19 protein-coding genes are annotated in these 15,261 nt (G+C 63.1%); 11 read left to right on the top strand and 8 right to left on the bottom strand.

Features of this window, described 5'->3' with window-relative positions; genetic code table 11:
• Both QK291_RS16850 and QK291_RS16855 read right to left on the bottom strand, forming a co-directional pair.
• Positions 1-820, bottom strand: an 820-nt coding sequence (locus QK291_RS16850) for an IS110 family transposase (RefSeq protein WP_282383876.1), incomplete at its 3' end; no start/stop codon positions are given.
• 705 nt (positions 821-1,525) lie between these two features.
• Positions 1,526-2,128 (bottom strand): DNA-binding protein, encoded by a 603-nt coding sequence (locus tag QK291_RS16855; RefSeq protein ID WP_282383877.1) that lies wholly within the window; start codon positions 2,126-2,128, stop codon positions 1,526-1,528.
• A 214-nt stretch (positions 2,129-2,342) separates the two neighbouring features.
• Between QK291_RS16855 and QK291_RS16860 the strand changes: the two genes are divergently transcribed.
• The 5 genes from QK291_RS16860 to QK291_RS16880 all read left to right on the top strand — a co-directional run bounded on the left by QK291_RS16860 (position 2,343) and on the right by QK291_RS16880 (position 4,724).
• The gene (locus QK291_RS16860) at positions 2,343-2,993 is read left to right on the top strand and encodes a helicase associated domain-containing protein (protein ID WP_282383878.1); all 651 of its coding nucleotides are present in this window, start codon (positions 2,343-2,345) and stop codon (positions 2,991-2,993) included.
• A 412-nt stretch (positions 2,994-3,405) separates the two neighbouring features.
• Complete coding sequence (locus QK291_RS16865; RefSeq protein WP_282383879.1) at positions 3,406-3,738, top strand: hypothetical protein; 333 nt, start codon at positions 3,406-3,408, stop codon at positions 3,736-3,738.
• Positions 3,719-4,027 carry a hypothetical protein gene (locus QK291_RS16870; RefSeq protein WP_282383881.1) on the top strand — a complete coding sequence of 103 codons (309 nt, stop codon included), beginning with the start codon at positions 3,719-3,721 and terminating at the stop codon, positions 4,025-4,027. Before QK291_RS16865 ends, QK291_RS16870 begins: the two co-directional genes overlap by 20 nt.
• Positions 4,028-4,033: 6 nt before the next feature.
• Entirely contained in the window at positions 4,034-4,402 is a 369-nt protein-coding gene (locus QK291_RS16875; RefSeq protein WP_282383883.1) for a hypothetical protein, read from the top strand.
• Between the two features lie 49 nt (positions 4,403-4,451).
• Entirely contained in the window at positions 4,452-4,724 is a 273-nt protein-coding gene (locus QK291_RS16880) for a hypothetical protein (protein WP_282383884.1), read from the top strand.
• A gap of 85 nt (positions 4,725-4,809) precedes the next feature.
• On the opposite strand, the gene QK291_RS16885 is transcribed toward QK291_RS16880, so the two are convergent.
• The 5 genes from QK291_RS16885 to QK291_RS16905 form a co-directional block, all read right to left on the bottom strand.
• Positions 4,810-5,193, bottom strand: a complete 384-nt coding sequence (locus tag QK291_RS16885) for a hypothetical protein (RefSeq protein WP_282383885.1) — start codon at positions 5,191-5,193, stop codon at positions 4,810-4,812.
• Positions 5,190-6,278, bottom strand: a complete 1,089-nt coding sequence (locus QK291_RS16890) for a ParA family protein (RefSeq protein WP_282383887.1) — start codon at positions 6,276-6,278, stop codon at positions 5,190-5,192. Before QK291_RS16890 ends, QK291_RS16885 begins: the two co-directional genes overlap by 4 nt.
• Position 6,279: 1 nt before the next feature.
• Positions 6,280-7,896: a hypothetical protein gene (locus tag QK291_RS16895; protein ID WP_282383888.1), complete on the bottom strand. Its 1,617-nt coding sequence runs from the start codon at positions 7,894-7,896 to the stop codon at positions 6,280-6,282.
• A 375-nt stretch (positions 7,897-8,271) separates the two neighbouring features.
• Positions 8,272-8,499, bottom strand: coding sequence for a hypothetical protein (locus QK291_RS16900; RefSeq protein WP_282383889.1), 228 nt, complete (start codon positions 8,497-8,499; stop codon positions 8,272-8,274).
• Positions 8,500-8,585: 86 nt separating this feature from the next.
• Positions 8,586-8,789 carry a hypothetical protein gene (locus tag QK291_RS16905; protein ID WP_282360739.1) on the bottom strand — a complete coding sequence of 68 codons (204 nt, stop codon included), beginning with the start codon at positions 8,787-8,789 and terminating at the stop codon, positions 8,586-8,588.
• 239 nt (positions 8,790-9,028) lie between these two features.
• On the opposite strand from QK291_RS16905, the gene QK291_RS16910 reads away from it, so the two are divergent.
• The 3 genes from QK291_RS16910 to QK291_RS16920 are packed head-to-tail and all read left to right on the top strand — an operon-like array spanning position 9,029 to position 10,855.
• Entirely contained in the window at positions 9,029-9,487 is a 459-nt protein-coding gene (locus tag QK291_RS16910) for a hypothetical protein (protein WP_282383890.1), read from the top strand.
• The gene (locus tag QK291_RS16915) at positions 9,488-9,937 is read left to right on the top strand and encodes a hypothetical protein (RefSeq protein WP_282383891.1); all 450 of its coding nucleotides are present in this window, start codon (positions 9,488-9,490) and stop codon (positions 9,935-9,937) included.
• A gap of 3 nt (positions 9,938-9,940) precedes the next feature.
• On the top strand, positions 9,941-10,855 hold the full coding sequence (locus QK291_RS16920) for a hypothetical protein (protein ID WP_282383892.1): 915 nt from the start codon (positions 9,941-9,943) through the stop codon (positions 10,853-10,855).
• Here the strand turns inward: QK291_RS16920 and QK291_RS16925 are convergent.
• Positions 10,852-12,003 (bottom strand): alpha/beta fold hydrolase, encoded by a 1,152-nt coding sequence (locus tag QK291_RS16925; RefSeq protein WP_282383893.1) that lies wholly within the window; start codon positions 12,001-12,003, stop codon positions 10,852-10,854. The two genes, QK291_RS16920 and QK291_RS16925, sit on opposite strands and share 4 nt — an antisense overlap.
• 177 nt (positions 12,004-12,180) lie before the next feature.
• Here QK291_RS16925 and QK291_RS16930 point away from each other — a divergent pair, with 177 nt between their 5' ends.
• From QK291_RS16930 to QK291_RS16940, 3 genes are read left to right on the top strand one after another with little or no spacing between them, the layout of a single operon-like run.
• Entirely contained in the window at positions 12,181-13,260 is a 1,080-nt protein-coding gene (locus QK291_RS16930; protein ID WP_282383895.1) for a CHAP domain-containing protein, read from the top strand.
• On the top strand, positions 13,257-13,772 hold the full coding sequence (locus QK291_RS16935) for a hypothetical protein (RefSeq protein WP_282383896.1): 516 nt from the start codon (positions 13,257-13,259) through the stop codon (positions 13,770-13,772). The genes QK291_RS16930 and QK291_RS16935 overlap by 4 nt, the downstream gene beginning before the upstream one ends.
• 38 nt (positions 13,773-13,810) lie before the next feature.
• On the top strand, positions 13,811-15,256 hold the full coding sequence (locus QK291_RS16940) for a chromosome partitioning protein ParA (RefSeq protein ID WP_282383897.1): 1,446 nt from the start codon (positions 13,811-13,813) through the stop codon (positions 15,254-15,256).
• Positions 15,257-15,261: the final 5 nt, after the last annotated feature.

Below are 15,261 nucleotides of genomic sequence, written 5' to 3' on the forward strand. Positions count from 1 at the left end.
TGGCAGCGTAGAAGAATCCACTAATTCCGCTGTCCGAAATCCCCGCAGCAGCCCAGTCCAGCTCGGACAGTTCTTGGTTCAGGGTGGTGATTTCCTGTGCGAGGGCCGCGACGATCACTTCCCCGAGGTGCTGGGCCGGGACGGTGGTGTGCTGGGATTTCGCGGCGTCGACGGCAGCCTGGGCGACCGCAGCGGAGGAGCGGGCGCCGTGTTTCTTCAGCCAGGCGTGCAGCCTGGCCTGTCCGGTGCGACGGATCCCGTCCGGGGTCCTGTGTTTGGTCAGCAACAGCAGGGCGGCTTTGGACCGGCTGTAGTCAAAGGCCCGCTCCAGTGCCGGGAAGTATTCGAGCAGCTGGGCCTGCAGGCGGTTGATCGCCCGGACCCGGTCCGCGGATTTGTCGGCCCGCCGGGCGGTGAGGAGCCGCAGCCCGGTACTGATCTCATCCCCTGCCCGCAGTGGCTGGAGGTCTTTGCGCATCCTGGCCTGGTCTGCGATCACGGCGGCGTCTTTCGCGTCCGTTTTGCCCTCGCCGCGGTAGAGCTTGGAGGCGTGGTGGACGATCCGGCCGGGGATGTAGAGGATGTCCTGGCCATGGGCGACGAGAATCGCGATCAACAGCGCCGGGCCGCCGTGGTTCAGGTCGGTCGCCCAGATGACCTCGTCCCCGTCCGCCAGTTTCAGGACGTTGGCGATGAGCTCCAGCAGGGCCGGTTCGTCATTGGGGATCTTCTGCGAGAGCAGACGGCTTCCGTCGGCGTCGATCACGACGCAGTGATGATGGGCTTTGCCGGCATCAATACCGGCCCACAATTTCGCCAAAACAACCTCCAGTCTGTCGTACGGGTGGAACCCAGCAGATAACCGCGCCGTCGTGTCCTTATCCGGCGATTCAAGTCGCGTCTCTCAATCAGCGGTCGGGTCATCGCGGGGCGGCGGGCGGCCAATCCTTCGGAGCCGTCACGACGTGAATCGTCCGGCCACAGCAACAAAGCCATACCCGCCTCCCCCGGGTAGCCACGACCCTACAACGGCCACGGAACCACCCGTCAACACCATAAGGACAGCAACCAAAAAACGTCGAAGACGTAAGAGAGGGGCCAGGGCGGGTCGGAGCCCTGCGACGGAGGCACTGGACCCAACAGCCGGCCGCGCAGCGGACGCCCGAAGGGGTGCGAGCCCTGCGAGCATGCCCTTCCTGCTGGGGAGGGTGAGGCCATGGGTGATCGACCACCGCGTTCCGGACGCCCACACCGTGCGCCGCACGGTGCCGGGTTGGAGTCTCCGCGGGTCCTGAATGCCCAGGCGGCATTCGTGTTGTGGCGCAAGATTTCCGAACAAGCGCGGACATGAGGAAAGGCCGGCACGTGGCCGGGGCCTACCTGGTGGGCAGGCCCGGCCGGACCGGCTTAGGTGTTGTGGCTGCGCCGGGTCTTGGAGAGGGCGCGGTAGGTGGTGAGGAAGGGCCTCGAATGGTCCGGGATCTCGGGTAGGGGCTCTCCCGCCAGCTCAACGCCCGGGGTTCCGCTACTGGCTCGCTCGGCCCTGGCCGTTCTTGTCCGGGGTTTCCGGCACGATGCGCTGCAGGAGCGCGTCGTGGGCCTTTTGCAGGGTCTCGGCCCGGGCCTCGGCCGCGGCCACCCTGGCCGCCGCGTCGGCTGCGGTGTTGCTGGCCTGCTGCTCGGCCGCGCGGGCCTGCTCCAGCTGCGCCTGGATCGCCGCGGCCTGGGTATCCATTGCGGTGACCCGGGCGGTGAGTTCGGTGACGGCGGCGTCTTTCTCGGCGGTGACCTTGTCCAGGTCCGCGACGAGTTCGGAGATCTCCAGTCCCAGATCCTTCTTCTCCTGCGCCCAGACGGCTTCCGCAGCGGCGTGCCGCTCATCCGCCACAGTGGACGCTTCGGCCCAGCAGGCCCCGGCCAGGCGCGCGGCCTGTTCCAGCACCGCTGCCGGCGTCGCGGCGAGACGGCCTCCCGCGGCCTGCTTCTCCTCGACCCACTCCTTCAGGTAACGGGTGGCGTCGGCGTTGCTCACACCCGCAGCCGCCCGCACCGTCGAGACGGTAGGCCGGCGCTCGGCACTGATCTGCTCCGCAGCAGCAAACACACGGTCTTTCACACTCAACGCCACGGCGACAACCTCAAGAATAGTAGGAGTAGTAGTAACAAAACTACTACTCCTACTACTTTATGGCAATACCGCCGCCGAATGCCCAGGCCCCGCGGCCCTCCCCGCTCCCCGCCAGGAGCCCCGGGGGTCGTCGGGCGCCCGGCTGGCACCGCGGCGGTGGCCGCCACGTCACCGGCCTGCCTGGCGGGGTGGTCGTGGCAGGATGGGCCCCATCATGGACAGGCGGGTACGGCGCGCTCCGGACGCGGAATGGGTGATGATGTACCGGCTCGGACTGAGCCGGGCCCGCATCGCTGACCTCGTGCGCGCCGAACCGGCCACCGTCGGGTATCACCTGGTCATCGCCCGCCGCCAGGACCCGGGACTCGAGGCCGCACACCACGCCGCCGCCGTGACCAAAGCCTGCCCCTCCCCCACAGCCCTTGCCCGCATGGAGGAGATCATCACCTGGATCACGGCCGGGGGCCGGCTCCCCCGTGACCGCTCCGAGGATAAGGGTGAGCGGTCGATGGCGCGGTGGCTCTCGGAGCGCCGGCGCGAAGCAGCCGACGGCACCTTGGACCCGGCCTACCGTGACGGCCTCGCCCGGGTCCCCGGGTGGAAAGGGAACCCGAGGACAGCCGCGGACGAGGGCAGATGGCATGACAGATTCGCCCAGCTGGTGGACTTCCGCGCCCAGGGCAACGACTGGCCCCGCCACCACGACTACGCCTCAGAGCAGGAACATGCTCTTGGGGTGTGGATCCACACCCAGCGGCACAAACACCGGCGCGGCGACCTCGCCCCTGAAAAGGCCGCGCTTCTGGACGCCGCCGTGCCCGGGTGGCAGACCGGCAGGACGCGGGGCCGCCGCCCCCGGGTGTGACCGGAAGCTCCCGTTTCTCAGCAGCGTGAGGGCCAAGGTGGCCAGTAGAATTGCTTTTGGTTCTCCAGTCCCCCCAGCTTGGAGAACCGGAAGCCTCCACGCTTGAGTCCATGATTCGCGCGGAGGCTTCCTCATACCCAAGCCAAAGGTCCGCCCCCCGACATCCCCTCCATACAGCGCACCGCTTGGCCGGGTTGTGCCCATTGGGGTCAGGTGGAGCCCTCCGCACAGCTCAAAGCTGTCCCCACTGGCGTGCAACCCGGCCCGTCGACGGCCCGGGCGGGCGTGGGTCGTTGATTGTCACAGCCGCAACCCATAATGGGTTCTGCGTGAATCCTGCATCTGATGCAATTCGACGGGTTCGCGTTTTTCTTTGGCGTGTTGGTTCGTATATATGTTCTAAGGTTGTGATATGGGACCCGAACAAGCCTACGAACTGCAGCGGCAGTACGCGAGGCGGGCCGGCCCGATTGGGCTGACGGTGGAAGAGCTGGATTTCGAGCACTTCCCGTCCAAGAACGGGTTCCCCGGGATCCCGGTGAAGGCGTGGATCAGGTTTCCGAACTGCGCCGAGCTGGTAGACGGCGAGGTGTACGCCTGGACGTCCAAAGCCGTGGAAGTGACCTGGAAGGACGGGCCGTTGACCTACCGGACCTGGGTGTGGAGTTCAGCGGTTACCCGCCGGGAAGAAATGATGACTAGAAACTTGGGAGAGCGCGTAAACCGTGACAGCAGTAGCGAATGAAACAACCCTGGACGTTGAGGTCAACGTCCGATTCACCGCCGCCGGCACTCCCCTGGCCGTCCGGCACGAGGGCCGCATCTGGGCCGTGGCCGCCGACCCGGTGCACTGGTTCACCCGGGACGCCTGGTGGAACACCCGGCGTACCGCGGCCGTCGGCAGCGGCGACCTGGTGAGCATCGAGTATTGGCAATTGCAGGTCCGTCTGGGATCCAACTCAGCGCTGCGAACGTTCACGCTGCGCCGGGAACCGCTCTCCACCCAGTGGCTGCTGGAAAGCATCAGTGACTAGGCCCCGGTGACCCCTCAGACGATCAGCGATCAGACCTGGGCCGGGATCCGGACCGAGTTCACGCTGCCGACCCTTGCGCAGGTGCACCGCCGGCTCTCCGAACTCATGGAAGACCCGGAGCCGGTCATGCGCCAGCTGGTTCGCGTCTTCGTTGACGACGGGACCTTCTGCCCGGGCTTCCAGTTCCTCCCCGGCGGGCAGCTCCAGCCGACCGTCACGGCGCTCTTCCGCAGAGCCATGGAGCTGGACATCCCGCACAACTACTTCACCCTCTGGATGATCACCCCGTCCCGGGCCCTGGCGGGGACCCGGCCGGTAGATCACCTAAAGAAGGACCCCGCGCCCCTGCTCCGGGCACTGGAAGCCTACCTCTGACGCTAACGCCGGCCCTTGACGGGACCAATGGGGTGCGTAGCGTGGGTCCATGGGACTCATCTACGACAACCCGGACCTGGCAGCCCTGACGCTAACGCGGCTCGCCGCAAAAGAATCCGAAGGACCCGGCACCCTGGAAGGGCGCATGCGGAACTACCTCGACGGCCTCGAACAGCGCAACGGCACCGCGTACCTCGAACTGGTGGCCATCACCCTCGCCCGGATCCACTTCAAGTCCCTGGACGACCTGGCCCGGGCCACCGGGGCAGACGCCGCAGGCCTGCTTGACACCGCGGAAGTCGAGGCGCTGGAGGGCTTTTAGGCTCGGCTAGAAGAGCTCGCTGTCTGGCCCTCCTAGGCTTTCTAAGGCCCAGTTGACGGCATTACTGTCAAAGACTGCATTACAGTCAAAGCTGAATTTTCCGCCCTGGGGCAAGGTTCCCCGCCCCTCCTTGATACTGGCTGCCTTCGTTGTAGAGGCGTTCGCGTCGTTCCACTTCCATGAGGACTGCACGGGAAATAAAGTCGGACCAGCTCCGGTCCATCTCCTGGCCGCTCGTTCCGGTGTAGGCCGCCTTTGCGCGCTTTAGGTCATCCGCGGCCATGTAGAACGTGATCTGTTTCGAGGCAGTGTCCGGCAGCGGGTTAGGACGAGACGTCGGAGAGGCCGCAGGTGAGTCGCTGCCGGTGGTCCCTGAGTCCCTGTTTGCTTTCATCAGGTTCTGCACGGCGAGGTTGTCAGCATTCCGACGGGGCGGCAGGCCGATGGGTTTGCGGTTGCTTTCAGTCATGATGCGTTCCTTTCCTCGGCTGCTTCCAGGCGGACAACGAGTTCATTGGTGATCTGGTAAAGGTCTTCAGCCACGTTGGCGGCCGACCGAGGCTGGCTCTGGCCGGCTTCGGCTGTACCCTTCAGCACCTCGTACCATTTGGGGGCAGCCTTGACTTGTTCTTCAAGCTCATGGACCAGCACTCCCCTATCGCGGGCTGCCTGGGCCGGAGCTTCCGCGTGCCGCACCATTCCGTTGAATAGCACGGCATCCGTGCCGAAGGTCTCTGCAATGGCATCCCGCGTCGTCCGGTGAACGTTGGTGGCGGTCGAAGATGTGGCAGTGATGATGACGCCGAGTAGGTCCAGGTTCGGGTTGACGTCAATGACCGTATCCAGGCGCTTGGCGACGCCGATGAGTCCTTCGCGGCCAGCTTTGTCCGTCTTGGTTGGTACCACTACGTACGAGGCCGCACCGAGGGCTGCAACCTGCAGGGGTTCGTTCCCGGGCGGGCAGTCGATGAAGATGATGTCGTATTCGGCCGCGATCGGTGCAAGCGAACGGGCAAGAGCTAACTTTGCCTTGCTTCCATCCTTGCTGCTTTGCGCGATAAGGCCGGCAGCTGCTTGGTCAAGCTCTGCTCCCCCGGGAACGACGTCTAGATTAGGACGGATGTCTTTGAGTGGCGCCAGGCGAGTCCCGAACATCAGGCTTTGAGCAAGGGCGCTGCCGTCGTCGTCCAGGGTGCCGTGCCTGTAACCAAGATCTAGACCCAGGTTTCCCTGCGGGTCCATATCTACGAGCAGGACCTTCCACCCGGACACTGCGAGCAGAGCACCCACATTCGCCGTCAGGGTCGTCTTGAGTACTCCGCCCTTGCCGTTGACGAAGCCGCAGATACGGTCCATGCCTGTCCGGTCGAACGCTGTTGTAGCTGTCATGTTTCCCACCTTAGTGCAAATGCAGTCAATACTGTCAATACTGTTTTTGAAGTCTTTGCAGTCTTTGCAGTCTTTGCCTTCAATACTGTCTTTGACTGTATTGAAGTCTTTACTTGCAATGCTGGCATTGCAGTCAATGAAGGCTTTACTGTCATTGGGCGGCAAGTCAGGCAGCTCGCCACAGCGTCCCGATCAAGTCGACTTCGTGTTCCGAGGGCGGGATCCAGTAGAGATCAGAGTCAGGTTCGTCCACTTCGTGTTCCGCCAGTTCGGGCGCGAGGTTCCTATCCAGCCATGCGTGCCAGGCTGCGCGTTGCTTTCGGTGGGTACTGATCTGCTCTGCGGCGTCGTCAAGTGCACCGAGCCGCCGGGCCAGGGCTGTCAGGTTGGTCCCGGCCATGATGTTCCATTGCCCGTGCCGGCGTTCGATCATGTTGTAGCTGCTCATGGCGGCCAGAGCTGTTTCAACGGCTGTACGGCTGAGTCCTGTGGACCGGACGATTGCTGCCGTGGTGGGGGAGAGGCGTCCGCGTTCGATGGATTCGTAGACGAGGGCAGCGACGTCGCCCAGGGCACGGAATACAGGGCGGATGCCATGGATCTTCCCGCTGCGCCAGGAGAGTTCCCGGGCAAGTTGTTCAAAGTGCTGGGGGAGTTGGATCACGTAGGTGTCTGCGTTGCGGCCGCGTGCATCGGCAATTTTGGTCAGGATGCCGTCTGAGGCTTGTTCGAGCATCGGGAGCAACCTGGAGATGGTGCCGTGGTGCTTGCCCAGCGCGGTGGCGAAGGTACGGCAACCTACATCCAGCACGTCAGTTTCCATGGTTCGCATGTAGCCGAGCACTGCGCGCAGCAGCAGGCGCAGGCTGAGGCCTTCGCGGCCGCGTTCTTTGAATCTGTGGTCAAGGACTGCGTACAGGACATTTTCAAGATCATTTACGAGCTGGTGTGCGGCAGCTCTGCTGCCGGTTCTACTGGCCCCCCCTGTGGGTAGTGGGAGGCTTGTGTCGTTAATATGGGCATTCCTTCTGCCCATTGCCGGGGTTCCCGGTTTTTGGATCCAGCGGCAGGCCTCGGCCCACTCTTTATCGAGGAGGCGTTCCTGCCGGTCGGTGTCGGTGTAGAGGGCTGCGAGGCCGGGGAACTGGCCTCCCAGCTCTAGGCGGACCTGGTCCAGGGTCCAGCCACAGGATGCGAAGTGGTTCAGTACCGCCATGCGGGCCTCTGACGGGCTGGCGTACCGGGCGGTGTCGTACAGGCCGGTTCGGGCCGCCAGGCGCAGGGGGGACTGGCTCCCGCCAAAGGGAACCGGACTAACACCAGTCGCCGTCGCCTGTACTGCCATCTTGGCGGCGCGGGCCTTTAGCTCGCGTTCACGTTTGAGCTCCGGTGCCAGATGGTGTCGGAGGGCCGCGACAGCGTGGACAGGGTTGCGGCGGCGCAGCACGTCGTATGCCTCGTTCAGGGGCGTGACGAGTATCTGGTGGCCACCGCGTTTGTGGGCACTTCCCGGGACCCGAATACAGCCGTCCGTGACGTTCTGGTGCGGGCTGGGGTCAAGGCTGGCTGCTATCCGTGCGAGGGCTTCGACCATCTCACGAGCCGCTGGTGCTTCCATGCGCTCGGCCAGGGGAATGTAGAGGTGGCGTCCGCCACTGGGGGAGTAGTCCTCGATGTAGCGGACACCGCAGCTTTCCAGAAGGTCTCCGAGGCGTCGGGCATCGTCATCGACGACGCCTTGCAGCGCCTTGGAAGTGTCAAGGTCAAGGCAGAGAGTCGCCACGGAGCCATCTGCTCCGTGAATGGGAACGGCCGCCGGCTGCCTTGGCACGGAAGCGGTGATCCGGGGCGGGTTTAGCGGCCGGGGGTACTGAAACCGACCTTTTATCCAACGTCCCATGCGATACGTCGGGGCGCCTGCGATCAGCGGGGCCAGGTTCCACGCCATGGCCGGCGTGACTTGACACGCGGATGGGGGTGCGTCAGTTATTGACGGCATGGCCGCGACAGGTACCATAGACAACAGCTAGTCCTCTCGGGGTATAGCGAATGGAGCGCCCCTCGCGGGGAGCTTGGATAAGTTCAGATCGCTGATCCGCCAAGAAGAGGATCTGAACGCATACTTTTTGAAGGCCCGCCTAGTGCGGGCCTTCAGTCCTTAACTGGCCTTTGGTATAGGCAAAATCTCCTGGTTGCGCAGTTCATCAAGGTTGATGGAATCTATGTGGGCGGCAACCAGCGGAGTCAGGTAGTCGACTGCGTTCGTACTAAGAATCTCCATGATTGCTCGCAGTTTCTCGGCCCGTGCAAGATCGGGCTTCACCACGAACGTGTGCCGCGGTCCCTTTGACGGGCGGCCCCCTTGAGCAAGCTTCTGAATTGCCATAGTGCCATCTAAGCGGTTTTGATAAACGAAACCGCGCAGGTCATCGCGGCGTGTCGCTCTTTGGTTTTTTGGTGTCCTAAGACTCTTCAATTGCCGATGCCCCCTCGTTGCATCCCATCAAGCTTGTTGGGACGCCCTTCCGCGCGGTCTATCAAAGCGCCCACATACTCACCGAAGGACATGTTGTACCGCTGCATCGCCTTCCAGGCGGTGTAATGCTGATCTGGGAGCACAAGGCAGTTCAGGGGTGCCTTCTTACCGATCAGTTTGGGTGGGCGGTATTCCTCCATGTCGTCACCCTCACTCCGGGTTAAGAGAACCTGTAGGTCTACAGGTCCTGTCGCGGTGGCGCCTAGTGCTCCTTCAAAATGACCAAGCCAACGAAAGACTACATACATGCTCCGCACATGCACAACTCACTGCCTGCACCCTGCGGTAGGCATCGGGTAATATCTCTTGTGTCAGCTGCCCGCCCGCCCTGTGTGGCCGGCCTACACAAGTGGCTGAGCTTGGCTAAGGAGCTGTATAGATGGCAAATGGGGGCCGCAGCGTGTTTCTTACGCAGCAACAGAAGAAAGAGCGGCTAGCGGAGCGCATGGGCATCCTGGTGGATATCTGGGAGGCAGATAACAACACTGCGCTCACTTACCCTCATGTCGAAGAAGCACTTTCCGCCCACGGAATCCACCTGTCGCGGACACGGTGGTCCTACTTGATCAATGGCACTGGCAGCCTGGTGACGGATCAAGAACTGCTGAAGGGCATAGCAGAGTTCGTTTTTGCCGTACCACCCAGTTATCTGTGTGATCTCAACAGCGAGACTCCTCCCGAGGTAGAAGCGCGCATGGAATTCCTTGTGCAGATGCGGAAGCTCAAGGTGAAGAACTTTGCCGCGAGAAACCTGGGGGCCACCTCGCCAGAAACACTGAGGACGATCACCAGGATCATCGATGCATCGATGAAAGACGACAAGAAAGACGACGAGTGAATGGCTCTCCCGCCGGTCCCGGAAAAGGTTCGGGAGTTATGCGGAGACGGCACGACATCGATGAAGGAAGTTGTCGACCGCTTGACCGTGATCTGTGAGAAGCCGATCAATCTGATCGAGTACAAGGAGTCCTGGGGTGCGCTGACAGCCTTCAAAGCCGAATTTGAAGATCGCATCAACGTCTATTTCCCCCCGCAGAAGTCGCGGCAATACAAACTTCACTGCATCTATCACGAGCTCGGACACATCTACTTGGAGAGCTTTCGGATTTCCTTGGCTCTGCCGGATCTCTCTGAAGAGATGCTGAGGGAAACCGCGGACGCGATTAGCGTTACCTGCCGGTCCGTTCCGAATCATCCTGTCGAACGGTGGGTGGAGGATTTCGCTTTCGAGATGTCGAAGAAGACCCGTGGACGCGGCTCGTCCGATCCTGATCCTTTCCTCAGCTAGACCATGAAACTTTTGCTCTTTGCGCTCCTGAGTGCCCTGTGCCTCCTTCGGATCCCCTCGGTGGTGAAGGTGGCGGAATCCCGGGCGTCGTGGCTGGCATCGATGTTCGGTCTGACGGCGCTCTATGTCCTGGGGACGGTTACACCGCTAGAGGTCATCGACAGCTACCTCGGTGGCATCAACGTGACGAACCTGCTTCAAGCCATCTTCGCGCTGCTGGCGATCTTCTTCTTCAACGACAGCGTGCGGCGTTTAGCGAACGTACCCATTGTCAGATGGACCTACTACGCCCCGTTGCTGAGTATTCCCATCATGGTTGTCAGCTTCGCCCTGATTAAGGACAAAGCTCCAACATCTGCGGACTTCATTGATACCCGCATGGACCAGCTCGCAACTTCCACGTACAGCGGCACGTACATGCTCGCGTTGTTGTTCACCGTGCTCAGGATCATCTACATGCTTCGGCACAAGGCGCGGGGCCCGTATGCAACATTCTCAGCGGGCCTGCTCGTGGTTGCGGCGGCTTGTTCGTGCCACATTATGTACGTGGTGCTGTTCCATTTCTCACCCTGGGATGCCTTCGCCCAAGCGATCGGATCCTGGTTTGACCGCCTTTTCTATGTAGGACTCTCGGTGACGGCGGCGGGGTGGCTGATTCTATTCCTGTCCAAGCAGCTCCCGAAATTGCGGCTCTGGATGATCGATGCACTCTGGCTTACGGCGTTGAGGGTCCGGGTAAATGCAGATCAATCCCGAGTCAGTCCGGCGTGGGACCTTTTCAATGAAACGCTCGAAAACGGGGTCTACAAAAGCCTCATCGTTCTGCACAACTACCAGCGGGGGAACACGACGATGTTCCCGGAGTCCGTTGAGGGCAGAATCAGCAAAATTGAGGCCAAGCTAGACGCACAGACCTAGCCCTGCTCAGCCAAAATCGTCTTGCTGACCCAAGCAGTCAGTTCGTTGGAGAAGGTACAAGGCGAGGCATTCCACTCCTGGGTATGATGCGCCTCAGGTACGGGAATCAGGGTGACGGTGTCAGGATTCGCGCGTTGGAACGCCGCTGAGATCTCCCAGGGAACCTCTTGATCTGTGTAGGAGTGCAGGACCAGCGTCGGGACTGCCACCCGGTTAGGTACATCGACCCATTCAAGTGCATCGAAATCGATCGGTTCCTCCAACCCGAGCATCCTCGCGAACGGGGGAGCCTGCAACAGGCACATGACAAGGCCGGCACCAATCGCCGGCACGCCAGCCCGCACCGCCCCCGCCGTGATGGTCTTGCGCCAGCTCGTGACCGGCCCTACCAGGACGACTCCGGCGATCCGGTCCCGATGGGCGCTGCGCTCCGCTGTCAGCAGCGCAATGGTCCCACCCATTGACCAGCCGGAGAGGATGATGCGTCTGGCTCCACGAGCGACGGCGTAGGACACAGCGCTTTCCACATCACGCCACTCCGTTTGCCCAAGGTGGCTCGATTCGGCCTGTGGTGGGCTGACCTCCGGGTCGCTGCGAAATGTGGGGACCAAGGAGGTGAATCCTAAAGAACTGAATGCGTGGACGTCCCGGAACATGATCGAGCGGTCGGTCCAGCTGCCATGGATATGGATCACCCATACGTCCGTGTTCTCAGCTTCAAATAGCCATGCAGGCGCCGCACCGTACGCGGTGGGGACGTCCACCTCTTCGAACCGTCCGCCGACAGCAGAGGGCTCGAAAAACACGTCCGGAGTCCAATCGACGATTGGCCCCAGACGTCCCGGCGCGGACCCAAGAGGATCAATCCGCCGTTCTACGTACTTTTGATCCTCATTAATCAGCGTGACCTCGCCGACTCTCGTGTACTTCTCTGTCGCGGGGTCGAACACGCCAAAGTCGCCCGGGGCTTTGGTGTAGTCGTCCAAGTCGATGCGGACTCTACGGCCATCATCTGTCAGTTCGGCACGACGGTAGTCCTTTGGTCCCCGTTTAACGATCTTGCGGGCCATGACAACCGCGAATCCAGATAGTGCGGCCGCCGGTACAAGGAACGCGAGGCAGGCCAGGCCGCGCCGTGTCGTCAGCATTAGGTCTCACCCTCCAGCGCCGAACCAGGAAGAGGAACGGCACTCAATCATCGTAACGTCGCCTGAATCCTTCATATCTGAACAATTCATGCCCACTACAGGCGTTGTACATGTTCACTACAGGCGTGTAATCTTTTGGTTGAGCCAGTCGACGTCCAAGGGGGAGGGGCGAATCTAATGCAGCGCACATCGCTTGGCCTAGTGGCCATCATTGCCATCCCCGGGCTGTTCTTCGGACTGATCTTCTCCATGCTTCTGCTTCTCGCCCCCGCGAAGCCAGCTGCCGCCACCTGCGGTCCGGCCGTCTCTGTTGTCATCGATGATGACGCCAAGGTCGAGGGCTACACCGAGGAGCAGTTGAAGAACGCCGCGGCGATCATGGGTGCCGGTAAGGCACTGGACCTGTCCGTGAAAGGGCAGATGATCAGCGTGATGGTGGCCCTGGGGGAGTCGGGGTTGCGGGTGTTGGATACCGGCGACGGGGCCGGCCCGGACTCGCGGGGTTTGTTTCAGCAGCGGGACAACGGCGCGTGGGGTTCCTACGCAGACCGCATGGACCCCACCAAGAGCGCGACGAACTTCATCAAGGCCCTGAAGGGCGTGGCCGGCTGGGAGCTGTTGGAACCGACCATTGCCGGGAACAGGGTCCAGCGCAACGCCGACCCGTACCACTACCAGAAGTACTGGCCCGAGGCAGTGAAGCTCGTTCAGGCGCTCTCGGACTCGAAGTTCTCCCTGCAGGGCAGCGACTGCGCCATCCCGGGACAGTCCGGCGCGGGGGATGACTACCCGTGGAAGAACTCCCCGACCTGGTTGCAGGTCGGCGCAAACTCGGCCAGCACCTCACCTCTCGGCATGTACTACCGCGAGTGCGTGGACTTCGCCCTCTGGCGGGTCAACCAGCAGATGGGTTCAACGAAAGCTCCGTTCAAGTTCCTCAACGGCACCTTCCGTCCCGACGGTCAGGGCCTCGGCTCGGCCCTGGCGTGGAAGGCCGGCTGGGATGCCAAGGGCTGGGACTCCGGCAACACACCCCGGGTCGGCGCCGTTGTCTGGTACGCACCCGGCGCCGGGGGAGCGGACCCGAGCTTCGGCCACGTCGCGGTGGTCAAAGAGGTCAAGGACAACGGGACCTATGTCGAAGAGGGCTACAACGGCAACCCGGCCCCGGCGGACCACAGCTACTACACCCGGACAGTGGCCAACACTGTCCCCTCCGCTTTCCTGTACCTGCCCACCCAAGAGGAGAAGAAGTGAAAAAGCCCCTGACCCTGCTCGCCGTGGCGCTGCTCTGCGTGTCCTGCGCACCGGTGGCGAACACGACGCCGGCACCGACGGCATCAACCAGCCAGCCCGCAGCGTCCGCGCCGGTCTCATTGAGCGCCAACAGCGGACCCCAGGCGCCAGGGGGAACCGTCCCGGCCACGATCGGCATCACCTGGGATCAGGCCAGCAAGGACAACGCCGTGGAAGTCGCCGGGAAGGCAATGGCGGACTTCGCCCGCCCCACGGTGGCGGACAAGCAGTGGGCCAATGACCTGGCCCGCTGGCTGACCCCGCAGGCCACAGCCGACTATTCGGCAGTGGACCCGGCCAACATCCCGGCAAGCCGCGTAACCGGGACCGCCACCCTCAGCGTCGATGAAGCCAACGGCTTCGGCGTCATGGCAGCGGTCCCCACCAACGCCGGGACCTACACGGTGCAGCTGCTCCGCACCGGCAAGGACGCCCCCTGGAAGGTCAACCGACTCACCCCGCCCGCCTCCTAACCGCCACGTCCACCCCCACACACGTAAGGAAGAAGCTCATGGGCACCACACCAACAGAAGTCATGGCCTTTCCCAACATCCGCGCCATCGTCCGGGACAACGGCACCGCCGAGGTCATCGTCGCAGGCAACTCCCGCGTCGTCCCGGCCGGAGACTCCGTGCAGGAACTCCGCAACAACGCCCTGGCCCTCGTCGTCGGCGAAGCCCAGACCCTCCAGCGCCCCGTCCGGGTCCGCATCGAGGACCCCGAAGGCCACGGCGAACTCATCGTCCACCCGGACAACAAGATCGAATCCGTCTCCTACGAGCCCGCTCCGGCCCGACGCCGGGCAGAAGTCCCCGAAACCACACCCGCGACCGCAGCGCCGGCCATCATTGAGACCGTCCCCGCACCCGCACCCGATCCGGAAGAGACCGCGCCAGCTCCTGCCTCTGTCGCCTCGGTGGACGCCCAGCCGTGGCCGCCCGCCCCCGCGACGGCCACCCCGGAACCGCAGACAGGTGCCGTTGTTGAGGAAGCAGCACCGACCCGGCGCAGCCTGAAGGAAACCTCGTTCCTGGTCAGCGCCCCGTTCCTCGAACCTGCCACACAGGGCTGGCGCGGAACACTGACGCGCCTGGGACTGCGGATGGATCCCTCCGAGGAAGAACTCAGCGAACGTGAGGACGTCCGCATGGTCAGCCAGCACTGGCCCGGCCCCCGGACCATTGCGGTGGTCAACCGCAAGGGCGGGGCGAACAAGACTCCCACCGTGGTGATGCTTTCGGCCGTCCTTGCCCGCTACAGCGGCGCTGCCACGGTCGCGTGGGACAACAACGAATCCCAGGGCACCCTCGGATGGCGGACGGAAAAGGGCGCCCACGACCGCAGCGTCCTGGACCTGATCGACGCCTCCACCGAACTGCTCTCCCCGTCCACGAACGCGGCCGAGATCGCCAAGTTCGTCCACCACCAGACCGCGGACAAGTTCGATGTCCTGCGCTCGGATGAAAACGAAGAAGGCGACCACGAAGTCACCGCCGAGGAAGTCGACATCGCCCACCAGGTCCTCACCCGCTATTACCGGCTTGTGGTGATGGATTCGGGCAACACGGCCCGGGCCGCGAACTGGCGGCGGATGATCGACCACACGAACCAGCTCGTGGTCCCGGTTACCGCCATCGAGGATCGCGCAGAAGCCGCACGTTTGACGCTGCAGACCCTGGAATCCCGGGGAGGACATGACGCGGAGCTGGCCCGCAACGCCGTTGTCATCGTCTCGGAGTCCACCGACGCCAAGCGCAGCATGAGCGGCGAGGCACTGAAGCGGGCCAAGGACGAGGCCCAGCGGATCGCTGACGGCTTCGCCCCGTTCGTCCGCGCGGTCGTCCGGATTCCTTACGATCCGGCCCTGGTCAACGGACCCATCCGCTATGAAGCCCTCCAGCCCGCCACCCAGCGGGCATGGCTGGCGGCCGCGGCCGCCGTCGCCGCCGGCTTCTAAACCAC

Origin of the sequence: Arthrobacter sp. AL12, assembly GCF_029960645.1 — a bacterium.
Lineage (GTDB): Bacteria > Actinomycetota > Actinomycetes > Actinomycetales > Micrococcaceae > Arthrobacter.